At 45.1% G+C, this 19601-nt stretch carries 22 protein-coding genes; 21 read left to right on the top strand and 1 reads right to left on the bottom strand.

What is annotated here, in order from left to right:
* Positions 1-13 precede the first annotated feature (13 nt).
* The 13 genes from FYJ39_RS08240 to FYJ39_RS08180 all read left to right on the top strand — a co-directional run bounded on the left by FYJ39_RS08240 (position 14) and on the right by FYJ39_RS08180 (position 11428).
* A complete protein-coding gene (locus tag FYJ39_RS08240) occupies positions 14-316 on the top strand; it encodes a hypothetical protein (protein ID WP_154471998.1) in 303 nt (100 codons plus the stop codon).
* An 83-nt stretch (positions 317-399) separates the two neighbouring features.
* Positions 400-570 carry a hypothetical protein gene (locus tag FYJ39_RS08235; protein ID WP_154471997.1) on the top strand — a complete coding sequence of 57 codons (171 nt, stop codon included), beginning with the start codon at positions 400-402 and terminating at the stop codon, positions 568-570.
* Between the two features lie 176 nt (positions 571-746).
* Positions 747-1304: a hypothetical protein gene (locus FYJ39_RS08230; RefSeq protein ID WP_154471996.1), complete on the top strand. Its 558-nt coding sequence runs from the start codon at positions 747-749 to the stop codon at positions 1302-1304.
* A gap of 448 nt (positions 1305-1752) precedes the next feature.
* Entirely contained in the window at positions 1753-3168 is a 1416-nt protein-coding gene (gene ltrA, locus FYJ39_RS08225; RefSeq protein ID WP_154471995.1) for a group II intron reverse transcriptase/maturase, read from the top strand.
* A gap of 125 nt (positions 3169-3293) precedes the next feature.
* A complete protein-coding gene (locus FYJ39_RS21385; RefSeq protein ID WP_195840400.1) occupies positions 3294-4385 on the top strand; it encodes a hypothetical protein in 1092 nt (363 codons plus the stop codon).
* 135 nt (positions 4386-4520) lie between these two features.
* Positions 4521-5957: an N-acetylmuramoyl-L-alanine amidase family protein gene (locus tag FYJ39_RS08215; protein ID WP_154471993.1), complete on the top strand. Its 1437-nt coding sequence runs from the start codon at positions 4521-4523 to the stop codon at positions 5955-5957.
* Between the two features lie 105 nt (positions 5958-6062).
* Positions 6063-6260: a hypothetical protein gene (locus tag FYJ39_RS08210; protein ID WP_154471992.1), complete on the top strand. Its 198-nt coding sequence runs from the start codon at positions 6063-6065 to the stop codon at positions 6258-6260.
* Positions 6261-6365: 105 nt separating this feature from the next.
* Positions 6366-6722, top strand: a complete 357-nt coding sequence (locus FYJ39_RS08205) for a hypothetical protein (protein WP_154471991.1) — start codon at positions 6366-6368, stop codon at positions 6720-6722.
* The gene (secY, locus tag FYJ39_RS08200) at positions 6685-8010 is read left to right on the top strand and encodes a preprotein translocase subunit SecY (RefSeq protein WP_154471990.1); all 1326 of its coding nucleotides are present in this window, start codon (positions 6685-6687) and stop codon (positions 8008-8010) included. The genes FYJ39_RS08205 and secY overlap by 38 nt, the downstream gene beginning before the upstream one ends.
* An 11-nt stretch (positions 8011-8021) precedes the next feature.
* Positions 8022-8207, top strand: coding sequence for a preprotein translocase subunit SecE (gene secE / locus FYJ39_RS08195; protein ID WP_154471989.1), 186 nt, complete (start codon positions 8022-8024; stop codon positions 8205-8207).
* Between the two features lie 91 nt (positions 8208-8298).
* A complete protein-coding gene (locus FYJ39_RS08190; RefSeq protein WP_154471988.1) occupies positions 8299-9762 on the top strand; it encodes an LCP family protein in 1464 nt (487 codons plus the stop codon).
* Positions 9763-9764: 2 nt separating this feature from the next.
* On the top strand, positions 9765-10091 hold the full coding sequence (locus tag FYJ39_RS08185; protein WP_154471987.1) for a hypothetical protein: 327 nt from the start codon (positions 9765-9767) through the stop codon (positions 10089-10091).
* Between the two features lie 206 nt (positions 10092-10297).
* Positions 10298-11428, top strand: a complete 1131-nt coding sequence (locus tag FYJ39_RS08180) for a hypothetical protein (RefSeq protein WP_154471986.1) — start codon at positions 10298-10300, stop codon at positions 11426-11428.
* A gap of 50 nt (positions 11429-11478) precedes the next feature.
* Here the strand turns inward: FYJ39_RS08180 and FYJ39_RS08175 are convergent, their stop codons facing one another.
* The gene (locus FYJ39_RS08175) at positions 11479-12075 is read right to left on the bottom strand and encodes a hypothetical protein (protein ID WP_154471985.1); all 597 of its coding nucleotides are present in this window, start codon (positions 12073-12075) and stop codon (positions 11479-11481) included.
* 270 nt (positions 12076-12345) lie between these two features.
* Here FYJ39_RS08175 and ligA point away from each other — a divergent pair, with 270 nt between their 5' ends.
* From ligA to FYJ39_RS08135, 8 genes are all read left to right on the top strand, one after another.
* The gene (gene ligA / locus FYJ39_RS08170) at positions 12346-14301 is read left to right on the top strand and encodes an NAD-dependent DNA ligase LigA (protein ID WP_195840399.1); all 1956 of its coding nucleotides are present in this window, start codon (positions 12346-12348) and stop codon (positions 14299-14301) included.
* 42 nt (positions 14302-14343) lie between these two features.
* Entirely contained in the window at positions 14344-14730 is a 387-nt protein-coding gene (locus tag FYJ39_RS08165) for an LPD11 domain-containing protein (RefSeq protein ID WP_195840398.1), read from the top strand.
* On the top strand, positions 14711-15043 hold the full coding sequence (locus tag FYJ39_RS08160; RefSeq protein ID WP_154471983.1) for a hypothetical protein: 333 nt from the start codon (positions 14711-14713) through the stop codon (positions 15041-15043). Before FYJ39_RS08165 ends, FYJ39_RS08160 begins: the two co-directional genes overlap by 20 nt.
* 11 nt (positions 15044-15054) lie before the next feature.
* Positions 15055-15732 (top strand): hypothetical protein, encoded by a 678-nt coding sequence (locus FYJ39_RS08155; protein ID WP_154471982.1) that lies wholly within the window; start codon positions 15055-15057, stop codon positions 15730-15732.
* 17 nt (positions 15733-15749) lie between these two features.
* Positions 15750-15980 (top strand): hypothetical protein, encoded by a 231-nt coding sequence (locus FYJ39_RS08150; protein WP_154471981.1) that lies wholly within the window; start codon positions 15750-15752, stop codon positions 15978-15980.
* Positions 15981-16123: 143 nt separating this feature from the next.
* Positions 16124-16282 (top strand): hypothetical protein, encoded by a 159-nt coding sequence (locus FYJ39_RS08145; protein ID WP_154471980.1) that lies wholly within the window; start codon positions 16124-16126, stop codon positions 16280-16282.
* A gap of 18 nt (positions 16283-16300) precedes the next feature.
* Entirely contained in the window at positions 16301-17269 is a 969-nt protein-coding gene (locus FYJ39_RS08140) for a YopX family protein (protein WP_154471979.1), read from the top strand.
* The gene (locus FYJ39_RS08135) at positions 17269-18909 is read left to right on the top strand and encodes an O-antigen ligase family protein (RefSeq protein WP_154471978.1); all 1641 of its coding nucleotides are present in this window, start codon (positions 17269-17271) and stop codon (positions 18907-18909) included. Before FYJ39_RS08140 ends, FYJ39_RS08135 begins: the two co-directional genes overlap by 1 nt.
* Positions 18910-19601: the final 692 nt, after the last annotated feature.

Genomic DNA, 19601 nt, shown 5'->3' with positions numbered 1-19601 from the left:
AGGAGGGACTGATATGACGTTTGAAGATGTGCTGAATGCCTTTCATCAATATATACACGAAAATCCATGCGTGGATGTGGTCCAAAGTAAATGGGGGTATGTGATTTTGCATTTGGATCGTGCAAAAGAGATCAGAGGGACGGAAATCATGCATACCCCGGAAATTTTGCTGGATACCTTAAAGGAAGAAATTGTCTTAGATGTGTTGCACGAAAGCAAACGAGGACATGATCTCGAAAATGCAGATCCGGATGAAAAAGAGGAGATCAGAAAAAGGACCGCACAGTATGTAAAACAATTGACGGCCGCCACATAATGCACAAGCACAGGAAGGAGACGATATGAAGCTGCGGGAATTGTGTGAGCTACTGAAAACTGCAAAAACTGCTGAGGCAGTCAATGGACGTAAAGTGGAAATCCTTTCACTCATTCCAAAAACTGATGCTCTTAGAAGCGGCAGACGCCAAAGCGCATGTGATGCCTCCCATCATTGCAGAGCGTGCTAAGATATGTACCGCACTGGCCGGCGAATATGGACAGACGTTGTATGAAAAAATTCAAAATCAATAAGAAAAGAGAATCCGTATCGTTCAGATGAACTGTGCGGATTTTTTCATTTCATAAATTCAAAATAAACGGCCATTTTCCATATCCGCAGGGTTTGAAATTGGAGAGAATCACGTCGATATCATACAATCATCATATCACAACACAATAAAATTCAATCAGGAAAGGAAACAGACCAAATGGCAAAAGCAAAGAAAAACCAGGAAAATATCGAGTTGCTGCTTCAGGAGTGCGAGGTAGTCAGAGAAATGAGTGAAGAGGCATTCCGCAAATATATGCGTGTGCTGCGTGCAAAAACCTGCGAAGAGGAATACGAGATGCAGCAGAAGGTACTTAACGATGTGCGTGATATGGATGATGAACAGTACGAAGCCTTTGTTGAGTACGTTGAAGAGAGGGGTATTTTAGGCTGGTTCACAAAAACTGTCATCACTGTCAAAGAACCGGATGAAGAGCAGAATGGAATGATGACGGCCTTCCAGTACGGACATCGATTCGACGGTATCGATGCCATTCTGAAGAAATACCCATGGGTTTGCCCGCAGTGGTTGATGGAAAAGCGAAGATTCCATTGTCCCGATAAAGTGGTTGCAACAATGGTGTGCCATCCGGAGGATATTTTTGATAAAAAGGAAGGAGAACGCCTGGTGTTAAAACGCTTAAACAAAACCATTGAAGGAAACCGCAAAGGTGCGGTGAAGGTATTCGAACAGCATATGAGAAAGCAGTTTAAATAATACATTTCATGACTCCCGTTCTGTTTTGGACGGGAGTCTTTATAGGTGCGCCCGGCGGGCGCACGTTCTAACGGGTGAAAGTCCCTGACCCGCCCGGCAGTGGGAAGGGTGCAGCCAATGGCAAGGGCGTCATCGTGAGGTGGGGTCTGAAGGAAGCCGGAGGCAAACCACTGGCCTGTAAAAGTTGTCCGGATAGGCTGTGAAGCGTGGATGAGGTTGCCTAACAAACTAAAGTCCAATAACTGCACGGAACGCCAGCAGTAAACGGGGCAGGTATAAGTGGGAAAGAACGTGTGAGTACCCGGGGAGGTCTCACGGACGTGAAAGTGGCGATAAAACATTCGCTGTCACGGAGTAAAGCTTGCCGTGAGAAGTCAGCAGAGGTCATAGTACCGGGCGGTCGCAAACGCACCGGGAAGGACTGAACAGTAGGAGGTGTCGTTACCAAATGGAAACCGGACATGGAATTAAGTACAGACAACTTCATATTGAGGACTACCTGCGAGAGATACCTGCGGAACAGGGAAGGGAAACAGGAGAGTACGCCCATGAAAGGATTACCGGGAACCCCGACACCAACACGGACTTTCGGACGGACAACCTGCTAGATACGATTCTTAGAAGCGACAATCTAAATGCCGCCTATAAGAAGGTCAAAACGAACAAAGGCGTTGGTGGGATTGACGGAATGCAGGTGGATGAACTTCTACCCTACCTGAGAGAACACCAGTCCGAATTGGTCGAGCAGGTGAGGGAAGGCAAATACAAGCCAAACCCAGTCCGAAGGGTAGAAATACCCAAAGAGGAGAAAGGAAAAACAAGGAAACTGGGGATATCCACAGTGGTAGACAGGGTAATCCAACAGGCAATCGCACAGGAACTGACTCCCTTATATGAAGAACAGTTTTCTGACAACAGCTTCGGATTCCGTCCCGGCAGAGGGGCGCATGACGCACTGGAAAGATGTAGGAAATATATCAACGAAGGATATGTCTACGTGGTCAGCATGGATTTACAATCCTACTTTGACACGGTGAACCACAGCAAGCTGATAGAGGTGCTGTCGAGGACGGTGAAGGACGGGAGGGTAATCTCGCTGATACACAAGTACCTGAAAGCCGGAGTAATGGAGGACGGAGGATTTCACGCAACGACCGAGGGCGTGCCGCAGGGAGGCCCGTTAAGTCCCTTGTGTGGAAATGTCATGCTGAATGAGTTGGACAAGGAACTGGAGCGCAGGGGACACAAGTATGTGAGGTATGCGGATGACTGCCTGATTCTGTGCAAAAGCAGGAAAAGCGCAGAGAGGACGATGGAAAACATTGTGCCATTCATCACAGGAAAACTGTTTCTGAAAGTCAATCTTCAGAAAACGACAGTGAGCCACGTCAGCAAGATAAAATACCTGGGCTACGGCTTTTACCGGCATAAAGGGAAATGCCGCATGAGGATACACCCGAAGTCGGTGGCAAAAATGAAGAACCGGATACGGGAGCTGACAACCAGAGGGAACAAATGGAGCAATCAGGAGAGGGAAGAAAAACTCCGAAGCTATGCAAGGGGATGGATTAACTATTATCGATATGCAGACATGAAAAGCCTGATGGAACAGACGGATGAGTGGCTGCGCCACAGAATCCGAGCGGTGTACTGGAAACAATGGAAGAAGGTACGCACAAGATATAAAATGTTGCGGGCGTTACATTTACCAGAGTGGAAGGTGCATGAGATGGCGAACTGCCGAAAGGGAGTGTGGAGAGCGGCGGGAATGCTCAACTCGGCACTCACCAAAAGAATCATAGTGGACAGACTTGGTTATCCCGATATGACTGCCCACTATCTGAAAGTCCGAGTAAACTATTGAACCGCGTAGTACCGAACGGTACGCTACGTGGTGTGGAAGGGGAGGTTAAAATCTCCCCTATCCGATTTCCTCTCCCATAATTTTAAGGAATCAAAAATAAAGAAATTATGAGGAGGTTGTGTTCTATGAAAACAAAACTTTTAACGGCATTGTCTTGCCTGTTCGTACTGGTATTTTCCATGACGGCGTTCTCAGCAGATGCAAAGATTACGGGGGTATCGATTCGTATCGATGAGGTACGAACGGATCCGGGAGTGGTATGGGAGGCAGTGCCAACCGTCAATAACTCTCAGTATGAGTTGACAGGTTACGATTGGTCCTCGGACTATGAGAACTGGACACCAGGTAAAAAGGTCACCCTGACGGTGGAATTGGAATCTAAAGAGAAGACATTTGACAAAAATACGTCTGCCTGGATCTCCAATGGTGAGGAGGCTGGCGTGACAAGAACGTCCAGCAAAACGCTGCGTGTTCGCATCAACTATATTCCGAAGGTGACTCTGCAGACACCGGAAGACATCCACTATGAGGATGATTATACGGTAGCATGGGAAAAGGTTCCGTATGCCGGCGGTTACGAAGTCAGACTCGAAAAAGACGACAGATACTATAAAACACTGCGTTTAGAGGGCAAAACTGAGACCAGCGTAGATATTTCTGAGTACGCAACAGACGACGAGGTGATTACCGTATCCATTCGTGCTACGGCTCCGCAGGGAAAGACACGTTATATCATGGAGTCTGAGTGGGTCCACTTTGACGAAGAGGGCGTGTCCCTGGATGCGGATTCTACGGCTTATGGCGAATTTCAGGGATCCGGTGAGCATAAGCGTTTTTATGACGGCGAGCAGTATGTAACTGGCTGGCAGTTGATCAACGGAAACTGGTATTATTTTAATCCGGAGAACCGAAACTATGCCGTTACCAATAGCTGGCTGCACACTGCAAGTGGCTGGTATCTGTTTGATGCAGAAGCGAGAATGTTGACTGGCTGGCAGAAAGTCGGCGACTTCTGGTATTACTTAAATACCAATGCTTCCGGAAACAGCGGCCCGTTCGGCGCAATGATGACCGGATGGATCCGTACCGCACCGGGCAGTGCCTGGTACTATCTGAATCCCGGCAATGTAGCCGGATATCCAGAGGGAGCCATGCTGCATGATACCATGACGCCGGACGGCTATCAGGTTAATTCAAACGGTGAGTGGTGGGGTTAACCACTGACAGTACAATGTACAGAACACAGAAGACAGACCTTCCTTATGGAGGGTCTTCTTTTTGTGCAGAAAATCCAATGTCTTGGAAAATGCTTCCATAATTAAGCAAAGAACTAAACGATAAAGGAGCTTCAAATGCTACAACGTAAACGTACAGCAACGCTTTCTGCACTCATGTTTGCGTTGGCATTAGGCGGTGTGCCAATCATGGCCCAAGTACCATATGCCAATCAAACAGTGGAAGCGACTGCATCCGAGCCGGAAAAAGTTGCGGATACCAAAAAAACAGAAATGAAGAAACAGGAGAAGGTGGCCACGCCAAATAAGGTACCATCAAAACCGTTTGATACTGGTTTTACACAGGAAGGTGATGACTGGTATTATCTGGATCATGGACAGAAATTAAAAAATACGTTTCTGGTAAAAGAAGGGAACCTCTATCATTTTGATAAAGAAGGAAAACGAACAACTGGTTGGCTTCAGGATGAAGGCGGAAAGACTTACTTTTTTGATCAGGAAGGCAGAAGCAAAGAAGGATGGATTACAGACAAAGACATATCTTACTACCTTTTGAATGGTAAGTGTGTCACCGGTTGGCTCCAAATCCCAGACACCACGGACTGGTATTTCTTTGATGCGACCGGAAAAATGATGTCTGACTATGTGACGCCCGACGGCTATTACGTGGATGAAACCGGTAAGTATGTCGATGAATTCGGACAGAAACAGGCGGGAGACGGATTTTCCTGGAACAAGGATAGAAGTGCAGGGACAGGTCAGATCAGCGGATTGGAAATTGCAGGGATGCCAGCAGAATTTTTCATGTTATCCATTGCCGGAGAAACCAGTGGGATGTCCAATGCGAATGCACCAATCAGCGGAGATAGTGGAAGAGCATACGGCGCCTGCCAATTTGACTATCGCTATGATCTGGTAGATTTCATGCGTTTTGCTTATAAAAAACATCCGGATCTGTGGCCAGGATTTGAAAAATACCTGCAGTATGAAAATGGGGACGAACGTCTCAGAAACAACACAAACATCGGCAAAGCATTTTTGTCTGCCATGGATGTGGATTATGAAACCTGTATGACGGATCAATTGGAGTTCGTGCGTATACGGTACTGGGATTCGTTTCAGAAACAAATGAATAACGCAGGATTTGATCTGAATGCACGACCGATTGCGGTACAAGCCGCTTTTTTGTCCGTCAATGTCAATTGCGGAGCTCAGGCAGATAAGTTTATCGCAGCCATGTCCCCAGAGATGTCAGATGAGGCCATGATCCGAAAAATTTACGAAGTACGAAATACAACGCTTGCGGCCCAAAAGGTGGGGAGCAAAAAGAAAGGTACCAGTGCAAGGTATCGGCACGCAGAACCGCAGATAGCTCTGGACCTGCTTTACGGATATGTGACCATCGATTCCACCATTTCATACGGCGGAGGGGTAGAGTGGAATGGAAACCCATTCACCACACAGATTACGACGGTGCCCGCAGCAACCAGAGTTCTGTATGAAAAAGAAGAAACAGCAACGCCAAGCGAAGCTACACCAAGTTTTGTGCAATAAGGAGTGCTTTTTCATATCCGCAAACTTCATAGTTTGAGGGAAGTTCACAAATCGCCTACAATAAATACATCAAAGGACAGTCAAAGAAAAAGAGGAGGAAGTAAAATGAAATTTTACGACGTATTGTCCATTTTGAACGGACGTAAGAAAATCCAGGTGTACACAAAGGAAGGCAAGGTCCAAGTGAAGACCAAGAACGAGTGGTTAAACGAAAGCAAACTTGCTGACCAGGATGTTTACAAGGTAAAGAACCGACCAACCGACCCGTATGTGTGCATCGAAGTCGCCGATATTCCGGCGTAATCCAGTGAGATGACAAGCCGCTTCCGGAAAAGGGGCGGCTTTTGCAAAACCAATTTTTCGGACTTCCCTTTCATAATTAAGAAAAGATATGAAGGAGGAAAAATCATGTCAGTTGCCTTATATGAACAGGAAACTACGATTTCCTTTTACAGGGATTCGGATATTGCCCACATCTATACATCAGATACTACAGTGATGACCAGACTGGATAAGCTGGTGAAAAACCCAAACTGCCCGGATTGGAAATTAGTAGAAATCCAAAGATCCAGAGATGGTGAAATCGTTGGAAAATGCTATCAGACACACAAAAAGTTAGCATCGTCATTCCGCGGCGCCATTGTGGAAAGAAATATGACCGAAGAACAAAGAGAAGAAATGAGGCTGCGTGCAAGTAAGATGCAGCAAGTAAGAAGGGAGAAACAAAATGCAGTACAGTTACAAAACAATGACGACGAGACTTAATGAGCTGAGTTTATGGATGAAGGTAACCATTATTCTGGCAGCTTTGGCGATTGTGAGAATCGGATCCAATATTCCGCTTCCATTCGTTAACCGAGAATACATTCAGGCGTTGCTTGATGTAGAGGGACTTGGGTTCCTGAATGCGATCACTGGCGGATCCATGCTGCAGATGTCATTTTTTGCTTTGTCTGTCAGCCCGTATATCACAGCATCCATTATCATTCAGTTGATGACCGTAGTGTCTCCGACATTGGACGAAATGCGTAAAGACGGAAAGACCGGTATGGATAAATACAAAAAGATCACTCAGGCCACCGGCGTGGCACTGGCGCTTTTACAGGCGGCCGGCATGGCGATTGGCTTGGGTTCCCAGGGCCTACTGACCCCTTATAATCCTGTGACCGTCCTTGGAGCAACGCTTATCTGGACAGCGGGTGGCGTATTTATCATTTTCCTCGGCGAGTTTTTAGACAAGCTGGAACTCGGAAGCGGTATTTCCATGATTTTGTTCTGTAATATCGTGGCCTCGATTCCGTCCGATATTCGCAGTATTTACGAAGTATTCACCGTGAGTGGGCCGGCAGTTGTTCAGGCAACGAAAATCATTGCCTTTGCACTGATCATCCTTGGCGTAATTGCGGCATGCGTCGTATGTTCCGGTACCTTAAAACAGCTTCCGGTTGTACAGACAAGAAAATTGACTGGATCTGCAAAAAGTACCTTCCCAATTCCGTTAATGACTTGTTCTGTAATGCCAGTGATTTTTGCTGGATCCATTATGAGTATGCCGATTTTGATTGCACAGTTTGTACCAACTCTGCAAAGCGGAGTGGCTGGTCACATCATTCGTACGATGAATACCTCTGCGTGGTTTGATCCGGCGATGCCACTGTATTCCGTCGGAGCAATTGTATATGCGCTTTTGACAACCGCATTCACCTATTTCTATCTGGAGATTGGCTTTAATGCAACCGAGATTGCGGAGAACTTAAAGAAATCCGGAGCGGTCATCCCTGGTTTAAGACCTGGTAAACCAACGGAAGAGCGTATCCGCAACATCAGTACCAGAGTAGCACTTCTTGGAAATACGATCATGACAGGAATTATTTTGTTCATGTACTGTGTGTGCAGCGTAAGTGGGCTTGGTACACTTTCCATTGCCGGGACATCATGCTTTATCTGTGTGAATGTTGTGTTAGAGGAAAAGAAAAAGATCGAATCTAATTTGTCGCTGCGCATGAAGAAAGCAAGAACATTTTTGTTAGCTGGCAACCGCATTGCCGTATAAGGAGAAAAAACATGAGAAAGAACACCGAATCTACAAGGACCGCCTTAAAAAATCCGTGGAAAGGATTAGGCCTGACGATGCCAAGCAGGGATAAGGTCCTCAAAAACACAACAACAGTGATCGTTGCTATGGCCGGTATGGGTACCTTTGTTGCCCTGGCGGATGCCATGACTACCTGGCTGGTAAGTTTACTGTAAAAAATGCACTTTTTCCATATCCGCAGGGACTCCTTTCATGCAAAAGGATGCACCCTGCGATATTCTTTAACAAAAAAAGGAGGAAATCAACATGTCTCGTAAAAAGCGAAATTGGAAACGGATGTGTTGCGTTATGGTTGTGATGCTTGGCGTAGCGGCAACCATAACGGGATTTGGTATTACGCATTTAAAAAAGACTGTGGATCAAACAATCGACCTGGTACAGCCGATTGACCGGGAAGAGATTAAAGATATGACAAATGAGAACTTGTCAGAGGAGACCATCGTAAAACTGCGGGATAACTGGACTGTGGCAGCCTTTGGCTTAGATTCCAGAAACAATAAATCGCTCAAGACTGGTAATTCCGACGTAATCATGCTGATGACCTTAGATGGTAAAACAGGAGCGATCAAATTAGCCAGCGTCTACAGGGATACCTGCTTAAAAACCGGAAAGAACACGCACAAGAAGGCAAATGCCGCGTATGCTGCAGGTGGCCCTAAGCAGGCCGTCGCCATGCTCAATGAAAATCTGGATCTGAAAATTGACGATTATGTGGCGGTCAACTGGAAAAGCGTCGCCGATGCCATCAACATTTTGGGCGGCGTGGACCTGGAAGTGACAGATGCAGAATTTCTCTATCTGAACAGCTTTATTACGGAAACCGTAGAATCTACCGGCATTCCGTCGGTACACTTAAAGAAAGCAGGACCAAACCATCTGGATGGCGTGCAGGCGGTGGCATATTGCAGACTACGCCTGATGGATGACGATTTCAAACGTGCAGAACGACAGCAAAAGGTCTTAAATCTGGTTCTTCAAAAAGCGATCAAGGCCGATTTTGCAACACTTAATCAGCTGATTGTGACGATTCTGCCGCAGGTGGCATCTTCCATCGAAACGGAGGATCTGTATGCGATTGCGAAAAACATTACAAAACTTCATATTGCCGTAACGACTGGATTTCCATCAGAGCGATTTGTAAAGACTGTAGAAGGAGCGTCTTATGTGTTCCCGGACGATCTGGCAGCCAATGTATCCGCATTGCATATGTTTTTATATAATTCGGAGGATTATCAGCCATCGAAGCAGGTGAGGCAGATTGGCGCTGCCGTGCAAAAGAAAAGCGAAAAGAACTCTGGCAAAGGTGAGAAAACCATCAAACAGACACCGTCAAATTCCATAATTGAAAAGGAAACGAAGGAAGAAACGAAGGAAGAAACAAAGGAAGAAACAACAGAAGCCCCATCGCTTCCAGAAGAAAGCACAGAGGAAACCCTGGTAATCGAAGCAAGCGCTTTTGAAACAGAAGCAGCGAATGTAGTGCCGGAATCAACCTCAGAGCAGATTTCAGAAAACACAGAAGCGGTTATCGCCGAAGAACGCCCCGAGCATTACGGCCCGGAATATCAGGTCAATGACAAGCAGACGGAAGCGTTTGCGGAGAAGGAAACTCCCTCTAATATGGAAATTGGACCGGGAGTGGAGGTGGTCGAAACCGAACCAGGAAACGTATCCAGCACAGAAACAGTGCCGATGACAGAGGAGGAATAGAGATGTATGTATTGGATCAGAGTGGTGAACATACCATCAAAACAGAGGATTTTATAAGAATCTCTCTGGTAGACGAAACCCAGGAGTGGAAAAGAGAACACCCTGCAACAAAGGGGCAGCTTTTTGTTGTACGTGCTTATCAGGAAATTGATAACCGCGGCACCTCTTTTGCAGTTGCCAAATATTGTGATGAGGACGAAGCAAAACGTGTGTTTTTGGAAATGGTACGAGCGATTGGCACCAATGCAGAGTTGTTTTCCTTTTACCCATTAGAGGAAAATATTATGCAGGAACGTGATATACAGGGTGATTTGTCATTGGAAGAGTAATTGGATGCTCCAAAGAGGTGATAAAATAAACGTCGGATTCTCATGTGAATCCGGCGTGTTTTATTGCGTTTTTTCATATCCGCAGAAAAATTGTTGCCTTTTACCCCTAAATTTTGTATAATAAAGTAAATGGATTGTGGAGAAAAACTACAGTCCATTTTTCTCTTTTGAACCTATGCAATGCACAAACATCGGAGGACAATGCGATGGAAGAGTACAATTTTTACAAAAATTTACGGGTGATTTGGCCGGACGATCATTCCAGAATTTTAGATGGAGTATCGGAAAAGGAACTCAGAGCAAAATTTACACGCTACCAAAAGAAAGGGTATATTGGACATTGCCAATGGCATGACAAGAAATGGAAGATTTTAGGAGAAAAACGGGTTGCATGGGTGAGCTTTGATTTTACGAACAAAGAATGTGAGCGTTACGCTGGACAAAAAGAGTCGAAACAACTTCAGGAAGATATGCGTCTGTTTGCGATCCTTAGCATGGAAAAATACGGCACGAGAGAACTGGAGGACATTCTGATTAGAACCAAAAAGGTGCTGCGTTTGACATATTTTGGCAATCATCCAGAAGGGATTTTTCAGGATGAAACACTGATGCAGCCAAGAATGTGTCCGGAACTTATGGATTTCTTTCTGATTTTTAAACCGTATCAGCATGCTGCGATCATAGACAGGCTTGTGGAATACATGGAAAGGAGACTCTTCCCAAATCTTGGATTGTTACGCATTCATTATCAATCCATGTTTCGTTTGGAAAAGGAATTAGAAGTTTTGGAAAGCGAGAATGCCTTTTCAGAGGCAGCAATTTTGTTGGCGTATATACATTTTATGCGAAGCATTCCGCTGCAAACAAAAGAGTTTTGTCAGATACCTGAAAATATCATCACAGGAAAAGAGGACAACTTGTTCTTATGCGATCCATCTCGCGAATCGAAACAACTTTTAATTCCTGAACCGCTGATCAAAGATGTCAGAGCGCTGTTGACAATCAATGCTCAGGTCACGCTATGCAAACTTGCAGAGCTATTGGAAGAAGCGTACCAGATCTTAAAGCGAAAGCGTCAGTATGTGATATGCACAGATGAACAACTGGCAGAGCTATATGGGAAACGGACGTTATCAGACACAGAATTTTTACATGCAGGAGAGTGCCTGAAATTATCTTTGCCGGTGATTCGCCTATTGTCAATTATTGCCGGTAAAGCAAAAACACAATATCCGGCGGAGTTTCTCCAAACAGCAAAACTACCAGTGGAACTCACAGAGGAAGCCTGGATCCTTCATACGGAAAGGGCGATCATAGCAGAAAAAATGGAAAAATAATAGCAGGGGCTTAGGTCCCTGCTATTTTCAAAGTCACGAGAATGCAGCTGTTAATCTTCAAGATAGGAAATTAAAATATGAAGTTCTGCCAAAATGCGAACCACATCATCAAATTCAGGTTGTTCGAGGTAATCATCATATTCTTCTGCGAATTCTACATCCAGCCATGCTTCAATCTCATCAGCATAATCAAAAAGTTCATTGATGATTTGCGCATCAGTCAAAATGGCTACTTCCGCCTGATGTGGGACTTGGCGGATGCCGTTAAAAGAAAGAATCTTTTCTGAAGCATGATGCAAATATTCCTGGTATGCTTCTGCCAAAGATAACTTCCATAACAGAGTCTTTTCTTGAATACTCGCCGACAAGAGTACAGCATCTTTAAGAGCATATAACTGCGCAGTGCGATGAAATACAAATACAGGTAAGCTGGAAATGCTGGCAGCATTGACGTTGGACTGCGAAAGACAATCATTACAAACGGTTATTAAATTTTCAGAACAGCGAAGCATGTTTGCATCACGCTCACCGGAACAACGAAACACATCAAATAATGCAAGCATTTTTGGAGTAAAAATAGTAGTTACCATACAGTGTTTTCTTAATTCCATGCGATTCAGATCCATTTCAGGTAATAAAATAGTCACAACACGCACCCCTTTCGTGTAGACAAGTTGACGGTTCCGTAAAATATAAAACAGAAATGCAATAGAAGTAGAAATGAAATAAAGAAGTGATAGTGATATATCAAGTATAACAATATAGGTGTGCGAAGACAAAAACAGAAAACTGCGGATAATAAAAACAGAATTGTTTTCATGATATAACAAAAACGATATAACAGGGTACCAACGTACAACTCGATGATCGCACTCCATAATTGCTGTGAAACACATAAAGTAATCTTAGGAGGAAACATGATGGAAAAACGTATGAAAGAATTGGCGGCAATCATTCAAGAGGCAAAAGATGCCTACTACAATGATGGAGAATCAATCATGTCAGACAAGGAATATGATGCCCTGGAAGCGGAACTGCATGCGTTACAACAGAAATATGGCACATCAGACAGTGAGCTTGGTCTCACTGTGGGAGCAAAAGTATCCGGAAACCGCAAGCGGGTCACACACGAAAAACCGGCACTGTCCTTGGATAAGACGAAGGACGTCAATGAATTGCTCGCATGGCTTGGGCAGAATGTCGGTGTCCTTTCCTGGAAAATGGATGGTCTCACGATTGTGGTTAGCTACCAGAATGGACGTATGGTCCAGGCAGTCACAAGAGGCAACGGAATCATCGGCGAAGATGTGACTGATAATGCAGTCAATTTTGTTGGACTGCCGGCTGAGATCCCATATAAAGGGAAACTCATCGTGCGTGCAGAGGCCATTATGACTTATCAGGAATTTAACCGGATTCTGGACAACATGGGAGAAGATGAGGAACACTACAAAACCCCACGCAACCTGGCCGCCGGCACAGTACGACGCATCAATGGAGAAGACAAACGCACCATTGAAGCCATTGTATTTCAGTGCGTGGAGATGGAAGGAATGCCAAAATATGTGACACAGCAGTTGAAACAGCTGGCCGCATGGGGCTTTAAGGTGGTGGAACATCGTCTGGTCACTCCGGTTGGACTTGAAAATGCTGTCCGTGAAATGGAAGAAAAAGTCGCAGACAATGCATTTCCAAGTGATGGCCTGGTACTCACTTACAATGACAGCGTATATGCGGACAGCCTCGGCTCGACCGGGAAGTTTCCGCGTGGATCCATGGCATTTAAGTGGCAGGACGAGGAATTTGAAACCACGTTGGAAGATGTGGAATGGCAGGCATCAAGAAGTGGCTTGATTAACCCGGTAGCAGTCTTTCAGCCGGTAGAAATTGACGGTACCAATGTAAGCCGCGCTTCGTTGTTTAATGTTTCCTATATGGAGAACTTAAAACTTGGCAAAGGCGATACTGTGACCGTCTACAAGGCGAACATGATCATTCCGCAGATTGCGAAGAATCTGACGCAGAGTGGGCCGATACCGGTCCCGGAAACCTGCCCGGTCTGTGGTTCAGCGACCACGGTGCATGTAAGCGAAAGGTCCGGAAGAGAAGTAAAGACACTGCATTGCCCAAATGCAGCATGTCCTGCAAAACAGCTGGGGCGATTCCAACGATTTGTGTGCCGAGACGCCATGAACATTGTAGGTCTGTCGGATGAGACGCTGAAAAAATTCATCGACAAGGGATGGCTTTCACGACTTTCCGATCTGTACCGGCTGCATGAGCATCAGGCGGAAATGGAAGCGATGGAAGGATTTGGAAAGAAATCCACAGACAACCTGTTAAAGTCCATCGAAAACTCCAAACACGTAGAACCATGGCGATTTTTGTATGCCATGAGTATTCCAAACGTGGGCCGCGATGTATCCAAAAAGATCATGCGGTTTTGCGGAGGAACCATGAACGGCTTTATCGAAAAGCTCAAATTCGGAGAAGACGTATTTCGAGGAGCAGAAGACGTGGGCGAAGTCATTGTGGCCTCTGTGTACGAATGGAAGCAGAATCACCACTTTATGGAAGATTTCGCAGACCTTGTGGCTCTCATGGAGTTTACACAGACTGAAAACATCTCGGATGTTTTAGCGGGAAAGACGGTTGTCATTACCGGTACCTTGGAAACATTCAAAAACCGTGATGAGTTCATCGCGTTTGTGGAAGCAAATGGCGGTAAGGTTGCTGGTTCTGTCAGCAAAAAGACTTCGTATCTCGTCAATAACGATGTCTTTAGCGACTCATCAAAGAACAAGAAAGCCAAAGAACTTGGAGTCCCAATCGTAAGCGAAGTGGAATTCAAGAACCTTGTGCTTGGGAATTAACTGACAGGGCGGGGTTTTTGCCCCGCCCAAAGGAGGAAAAATATGAACGATTGTATCCATGTGTCTGACACACCGTATGGTCCGCTGTGTTGTTTGAAGAATACCGGTTGCGATGAAAAGCACTGCGCAGTCAAAGATAATGCAACGATCAGCGAGGAAATTCATACATTGCTGGAAACGCATGACAACACGTTTCTGTATCAGCTGCTTGATCGTATGCGTCAGGATTGTGCGTACTATCTGTCATTTGGCGGCCGGCATAACAAGTATTTGTGGGCTGGAAACCCAGATGCCCAGATTCTGTACATGAAGGCTATTTGGACTCACTTCAAAGAAGGAGAGAAACCAGAATGGCTGACTATGGAAGATATCGAAGGTTTTGAAACGAAGATGAAGGAGGATTTGAAAGATGCAAGCATATCTGGTTGATGTTGGTGTATTGCTGTCAAAAGAGAGCGAAGAATACGGTGCGTATGCAACCGCCTATGATAAAAAACATGGTTTCTTCGATGAAAATCAGTATTACAAGTCATCCAAAGAGCAGGCAATCCAGGAAGCTCTGGAATATGTAAAGCAAGGTACAGAAAGCACGTATGCCGTTGTTTCTGAGACCACGGTGCCGGAAATGTCCGAGGAGGAATTGGAAGAGACGCCGGTAGAAAATGAAGCCTATGACCTGGAAAGCGTCGTATTTTCCTGCATGAAGGATAGCGGAGAAGTAAAAGAAGGGTTTCTGTTGTAAAAGGAGGGCGTATGAGCTACGCATTTACAATATCGTTTTTGGAAGTACCACAGGATGAGGTCATGGCCGTTTGTACAGAAATCGTCAACGAACATTTCAAAAACAAACAGCAGGTGATCGAGGAGAACTGCATGTATGCACCGCCCGTTAGGAATTTTTGCATGCAGGATGTAACGGTCAATCAGTACAGAAAAAGCCCATGGAAAGAGGCAGATCGATTTTGGTTAAAGCAGCTCTTCCAGGTAGAATTTCTCTATTGGGAGCAGTATGGTCTCCTTGGCATCGTTGGCATTGAGATGCCGCCACTGGAGCGAAAACCCGTTTCCGTGTATTTTCAAAATAGCACTGATCGTGATTATGAGTACACAACATGGGCCGGCATTGGGCTCTTTGAGCGCATCTGTGAAGAGATTCAGGCGGTGGCAGAAGAAGAGTTAACCAAACGGATGGTTCAAGACAACAATGATTCTGACGAAACCCCAGATGTAGAGTACATCAGAAAAACGGCAGTGTACGATCAGATCTATCAGGCCCTTGACTTAGACTCCTGGCTCTGGAAGCGCGATGGAAATTTCATCAATCTCACTATGGGTCCCGCACGAGAGCAGGTTGATTGGCTTAAGCTATCTCAGGATTTCGAAAAAACATTGTTGGACAACGGGTTTCTGAGTGAAGATCCGAAACCTTAATCAAAGGAGCGGTTTGTATGGCATTTTGGAAAGTATATAAGTATCGGCATAAAAACCAATATATGTATAACTGGATCTGGTGGTACAAAACCATCGGACAATATCCCAAGGAACAGTGGGATGAAATCAAAGAGGAATTAAGAAGGAACAAAGAGAAAAATAAGAAAGAGGCACGGCAGGCGCTCAACCATTTGGTTGGGATGACTGCGGCATTGTGTGCCCATAGCGCAAATAGCTTTCTGCGATAAACATCATAAAAGGAGTCCGAACATTCGGGCTCTTTTTCTGTGCGGAAAAACCGATATTTTTCATATCCGCAAATTTCGAAAATTGAGCTGCCGGCGTCGCATTGGTAGAATGTGGGTAAGAAATCGAATTGGAGGAAATTACGATGGATAACAATAAAAACGAAATGGAATATCGCATTGAAGCAGAGATGCTATGGATGAGCGTGTTGCTTCGTGCATTTGAACGTCTCAAATACGGAACACCGCAGACCAGACTTCTGATGAGAAGCGGTGCAGAAATCGTTGCATGCTCAAGTGTATAACGGAAAGGAAGTGCAAAAATGTTAACAAAACCACAGCATGGTTGGACACATTTTGAGAGCAATGGAAGACACTTGGGACGTGCGAGTGACATCAGTGACGTACCCGTGATTTTGCTGGATGCTCTTTTGGAATATTTCTCACCAAATAACAAATGCTCCTTGAATGTTGTCATGGATGCAGAAGGATGGGATGTTGGATTTGCAGAAGTTGGAGAGGATTTCTTTTTCTTCGACACCGCAACAAACAGCGATATTCCAAATTTCATTTCTCTGTCAAAAAACACACCATATTTTGCAAAAGAATGCATTGCGAACTTTGCAAAAGAGATTGCAGACGATATCGAAAGGGATCTGGACGATTGGGCCGCTTTTAGTGTACTGGAAATTGAGGAAGACGAACAGGAAAAAGAAACGAAAGAACGAAAAGTTCAACTGCAGCAAAAAGTAGCTGCGCTGAAGTCCTTAATTTCTGCACGAGAAAAACCAAACAGAGAAAGGAGCGGGAGCATGGAGACAGCAGATCGAGCATTATACAAAGCGAAGGGCAGAGATGGAGAAGGGTGGCAGACCGGCTATTATTGGTTTTGCCAGGACACACTCCTTTGCATCGCAAGCGAAGCGGAGAGAAAGAAAAATGGGCATCATTACCTCTTGTTTTCCGGATGCTGTGACTGGGGCCTTCCGATGCCGCACTACAAAATGGATATTGTCCCGGAGACGCTTTGTCAGTACACCGGAAGACAGGACACGAAGCACAAAAGGATTTTCGAACACGATTTGTGCAAATCAGAAGCAGAAAATGCTCTGGTAGAAATTGTCTGGCATGACAGTGGATGGTACGGATTATATGTGGGGAAAGAAGATTGTATCGACAAAGAAAAATACAGGCCTCTTGACTCCTGGTTTCATCAGGATGGCAGCTGCAGTCTCACGATTGTGGGTAACAGCATCGATGGTACCGAGGAAATGCGAAAGGTGGAATCGTGATGAACAGAACCCCCAGGTGTTTTACTAAGGAAGCCAGAGATCTCCTCTATGTTTCCGCAAACACGAAAATTTCCGCAATCACCTCATGGTATCTTGCGGTCATTGTGTTCGTATTCCCATTTTTTGCAACCGATCAATATTTCCGGATTTTAAGAGATCGGACGCTCTTTTTTGTGGTGGCAACTGCTTTCATGACACTTTTTATGGGAGCCATTTATGTGAAATTGCTCACGACATTGCTATGGGAATGTATCCAGGAGGGCGGTGGACCCTGCACACTCCTTCAGGTACTCAAAGCGGACCAAAAACTAAAAATGCCGCGTCTGACGATGGCGGATCGTGGATTGTTGTGCTTCCTATGCATCATGGCACTGTCTACGATTTGCTCCGAATACCCCGTTCAAGCGTTTTGGGGAGGCGCCGGCCGCTACCAAGGATTATGTATGTGGCTTTTATATGGCATTACCTATGTATGCGTCAGTCGTTATTGGAAACCGGACATGAGATTGATCTATGTGTTTTTGGCCGGCGGAGTCGCTTCAGCGCTCTGGGGAATTGCCAATTACCTTGGTCTGGATCCATTTTGTTGGCATGAGTTCATCAAAGAAGAGCAGCGAGGGATCTTTGTCTCCTCATACGGAAACATCAATACCTACACGGCAGCCATGAGCATCTTCATGGCGATTGCCGGATCGCTTTATATGATGGAGCCAAAAGGAAACCAAACAGAGGCCAGCGTGCGGTTACGAAATCCCTGGTATCTGGTGTCCTTTTTTCTTTTATGTGTTGCCCTGATCACCGGCCGGTCCGACAATGCCGCATTGGCCATTTTAGCCTTTTTTGTCATCGTTCCATTTTTTACATGGAACAGTGGAAGAGATGTCCATCGGTATTCCCATTTGTGTGCAGGGTTCCTCTGTGCCATGGCGATGTCCGCCTATTTGTCAGAGATCACGGAGAATCCATATATCAACGCAAGTGACGGGATTTTATTAAAGCTGTGCAACAACAATTTCGTCATGATGGCACTCTGTCTGTTCGGGGTATTATGGGTAATGGTAACCGCTATCTTAGCAAAGAAAAAAGAAACATACAAGGTAAAGACATGGTGGGCTTTTATACTCATCCTTGGCATAAGCACAGGGATATTGGCCCTGATTCTGTTTCGAGAGCATCCTTTGCTGACCAACAGTCCGATTGGTCCATTTTTACAATTTTCCGATTCCTGGGGCAGCCACAGAGGCTATATTTGGCGAGCTGCAATCGAAGAGTTTATGAAAGGTTCGCTGAAAAATATGACGATTGGCACGGGCCCAGAAACCTTTGGACTGATTATAAGGGAATTGCGATACGATGAGATGAAAGCCATCACTGGGCAGATCTTTGATTCCCCGCATAATGAAGGGCTGCAGTATTTATTTACAACAGGTGTCCTTGGTTTTGTGGCATATTACGGTTTCATTTTTGGAAGCTGCGTACTGGCACTGAAACATAGAATGGGGAACCCTGTGGTTATACCAGCTGCAGTGGCGGTCTTTGTTTACACAGTTGTTTCGGTAGTCAACATTTCCGTTCCAATGACGCAGGTGTACATGATTTTGCTGTTGGCAATGATCAATCACACACAAAAGAGCTTCTAAATCAGAGGCTCTTTTTTCTTGCAAAAACATAAGATTTCCTTATCCGCAAAAAATCACTAACGAAGGCAAGAGTTTGCGGATATGAGAAAAGACAATATTTTGAGGATAATAACGGAAGAAATAAGAGCTGTTTTGGTCCGTTTTTGGCCATAAAATAAACAGCCATAAATGGTGTTTTGGCGTCAAAATGGGGACCGTTGGCGTTAAAATGGGGACCGTTGGCGTCAAAATGGGGACCGTTCGCAATTTTTTGACAGCCCTCAAACCCGCATGGTTACAGGCTTTTTTGCACTTTCAAAAATTCACTGTAAACAGTATTTATAAACAGTATATATAAAGTGCGAAACTTTTTTTGCAAAAAGTGCCGCATCAAAAAATAAGAAAAAGAGTTCAGAGCGGCAGTAATCTGTGTGAAAAAAATTACCGCAGGTTATTTGTGAGAACTGGGAGTAACCAACCATAATCTGTGTGGTAGCCAGTACAGTTATCTCAAAGTCAAAATCCCGATGGAAACAGAGAGTGTTGTTTGAGGTTATCACATCTTAGAACGGTATAGTTTCATCAGAGCAGTATCATCCCATGACACAGAACAAACAGCAAGCTGTTGTTGATTCGATGACCGCTTTTTGAAAATCGACGGCAATTTCATATCCGCAGCATACAATTTTTGTGAACGGCGGCCGCATCATACT

The sequence above is a fragment of the Clostridium porci genome, from assembly GCF_009696375.1.
Classification (GTDB): domain Bacteria; phylum Bacillota; class Clostridia; order Lachnospirales; family Lachnospiraceae; genus Enterocloster; species Enterocloster porci.
Note: the sequence above shows the minus strand (reverse complement) of the source record. Positions and strands in the feature narration are given on the sequence as shown.

What these genes read in the sequence shown, in the direction of transcription:
- FYJ39_RS08215 (WP_154471993.1), top strand. Translation starts at nt 4,521, where the DNA reads ATGCTACAACGTAAACGTACAGCAACGCTTTCTGCACTCATGTTTGCG.
- FYJ39_RS08150 (WP_154471981.1), top strand. Translation starts at nt 15,750, where the DNA reads ATGGCATTTTGGAAAGTATATAAGTATCGGCATAAAAACCAATATATG.
- FYJ39_RS08160 (WP_154471983.1), top strand. Translation starts at nt 14,711, where the DNA reads ATGCAAGCATATCTGGTTGATGTTGGTGTATTGCTGTCAAAAGAGAGC.
- ltrA (WP_154471995.1), top strand. Translation starts at nt 1,753, where the DNA reads ATGGAAACCGGACATGGAATTAAGTACAGACAACTTCATATTGAGGAC.
- FYJ39_RS08140 (WP_154471979.1), top strand. Translation starts at nt 16,301, where the DNA reads ATGTTAACAAAACCACAGCATGGTTGGACACATTTTGAGAGCAATGGA.
- FYJ39_RS08155 (WP_154471982.1), top strand. Translation starts at nt 15,055, where the DNA reads ATGAGCTACGCATTTACAATATCGTTTTTGGAAGTACCACAGGATGAG.
- FYJ39_RS08240 (WP_154471998.1), top strand. Translation starts at nt 14, where the DNA reads ATGACGTTTGAAGATGTGCTGAATGCCTTTCATCAATATATACACGAA.
- secY (WP_154471990.1), top strand. Translation starts at nt 6,685, where the DNA reads ATGCAGTACAGTTACAAAACAATGACGACGAGACTTAATGAGCTGAGT.
- FYJ39_RS08235 (WP_154471997.1), top strand. Translation starts at nt 400, where the DNA reads ATGGACGTAAAGTGGAAATCCTTTCACTCATTCCAAAAACTGATGCTC.
- FYJ39_RS08145 (WP_154471980.1), top strand. Translation starts at nt 16,124, where the DNA reads ATGGATAACAATAAAAACGAAATGGAATATCGCATTGAAGCAGAGATG.
- FYJ39_RS21385 (WP_195840400.1), top strand. Translation starts at nt 3,294, where the DNA reads ATGAAAACAAAACTTTTAACGGCATTGTCTTGCCTGTTCGTACTGGTA.
- FYJ39_RS08185 (WP_154471987.1), top strand. Translation starts at nt 9,765, where the DNA reads ATGTATGTATTGGATCAGAGTGGTGAACATACCATCAAAACAGAGGAT.
- FYJ39_RS08180 (WP_154471986.1), top strand. Translation starts at nt 10,298, where the DNA reads ATGGAAGAGTACAATTTTTACAAAAATTTACGGGTGATTTGGCCGGAC.
- FYJ39_RS08190 (WP_154471988.1), top strand. Translation starts at nt 8,299, where the DNA reads ATGTCTCGTAAAAAGCGAAATTGGAAACGGATGTGTTGCGTTATGGTT.
- FYJ39_RS08135 (WP_154471978.1), top strand. Translation starts at nt 17,269, where the DNA reads ATGAACAGAACCCCCAGGTGTTTTACTAAGGAAGCCAGAGATCTCCTC.
- FYJ39_RS08210 (WP_154471992.1), top strand. Translation starts at nt 6,063, where the DNA reads ATGAAATTTTACGACGTATTGTCCATTTTGAACGGACGTAAGAAAATC.
- FYJ39_RS08230 (WP_154471996.1), top strand. Translation starts at nt 747, where the DNA reads ATGGCAAAAGCAAAGAAAAACCAGGAAAATATCGAGTTGCTGCTTCAG.
- ligA (WP_195840399.1), top strand. Translation starts at nt 12,346, where the DNA reads ATGATGGAAAAACGTATGAAAGAATTGGCGGCAATCATTCAAGAGGCA.
- FYJ39_RS08205 (WP_154471991.1), top strand. Translation starts at nt 6,366, where the DNA reads ATGTCAGTTGCCTTATATGAACAGGAAACTACGATTTCCTTTTACAGG.
- FYJ39_RS08165 (WP_195840398.1), top strand. Translation starts at nt 14,344, where the DNA reads ATGAACGATTGTATCCATGTGTCTGACACACCGTATGGTCCGCTGTGT.
- secE (WP_154471989.1), top strand. Translation starts at nt 8,022, where the DNA reads ATGAGAAAGAACACCGAATCTACAAGGACCGCCTTAAAAAATCCGTGG.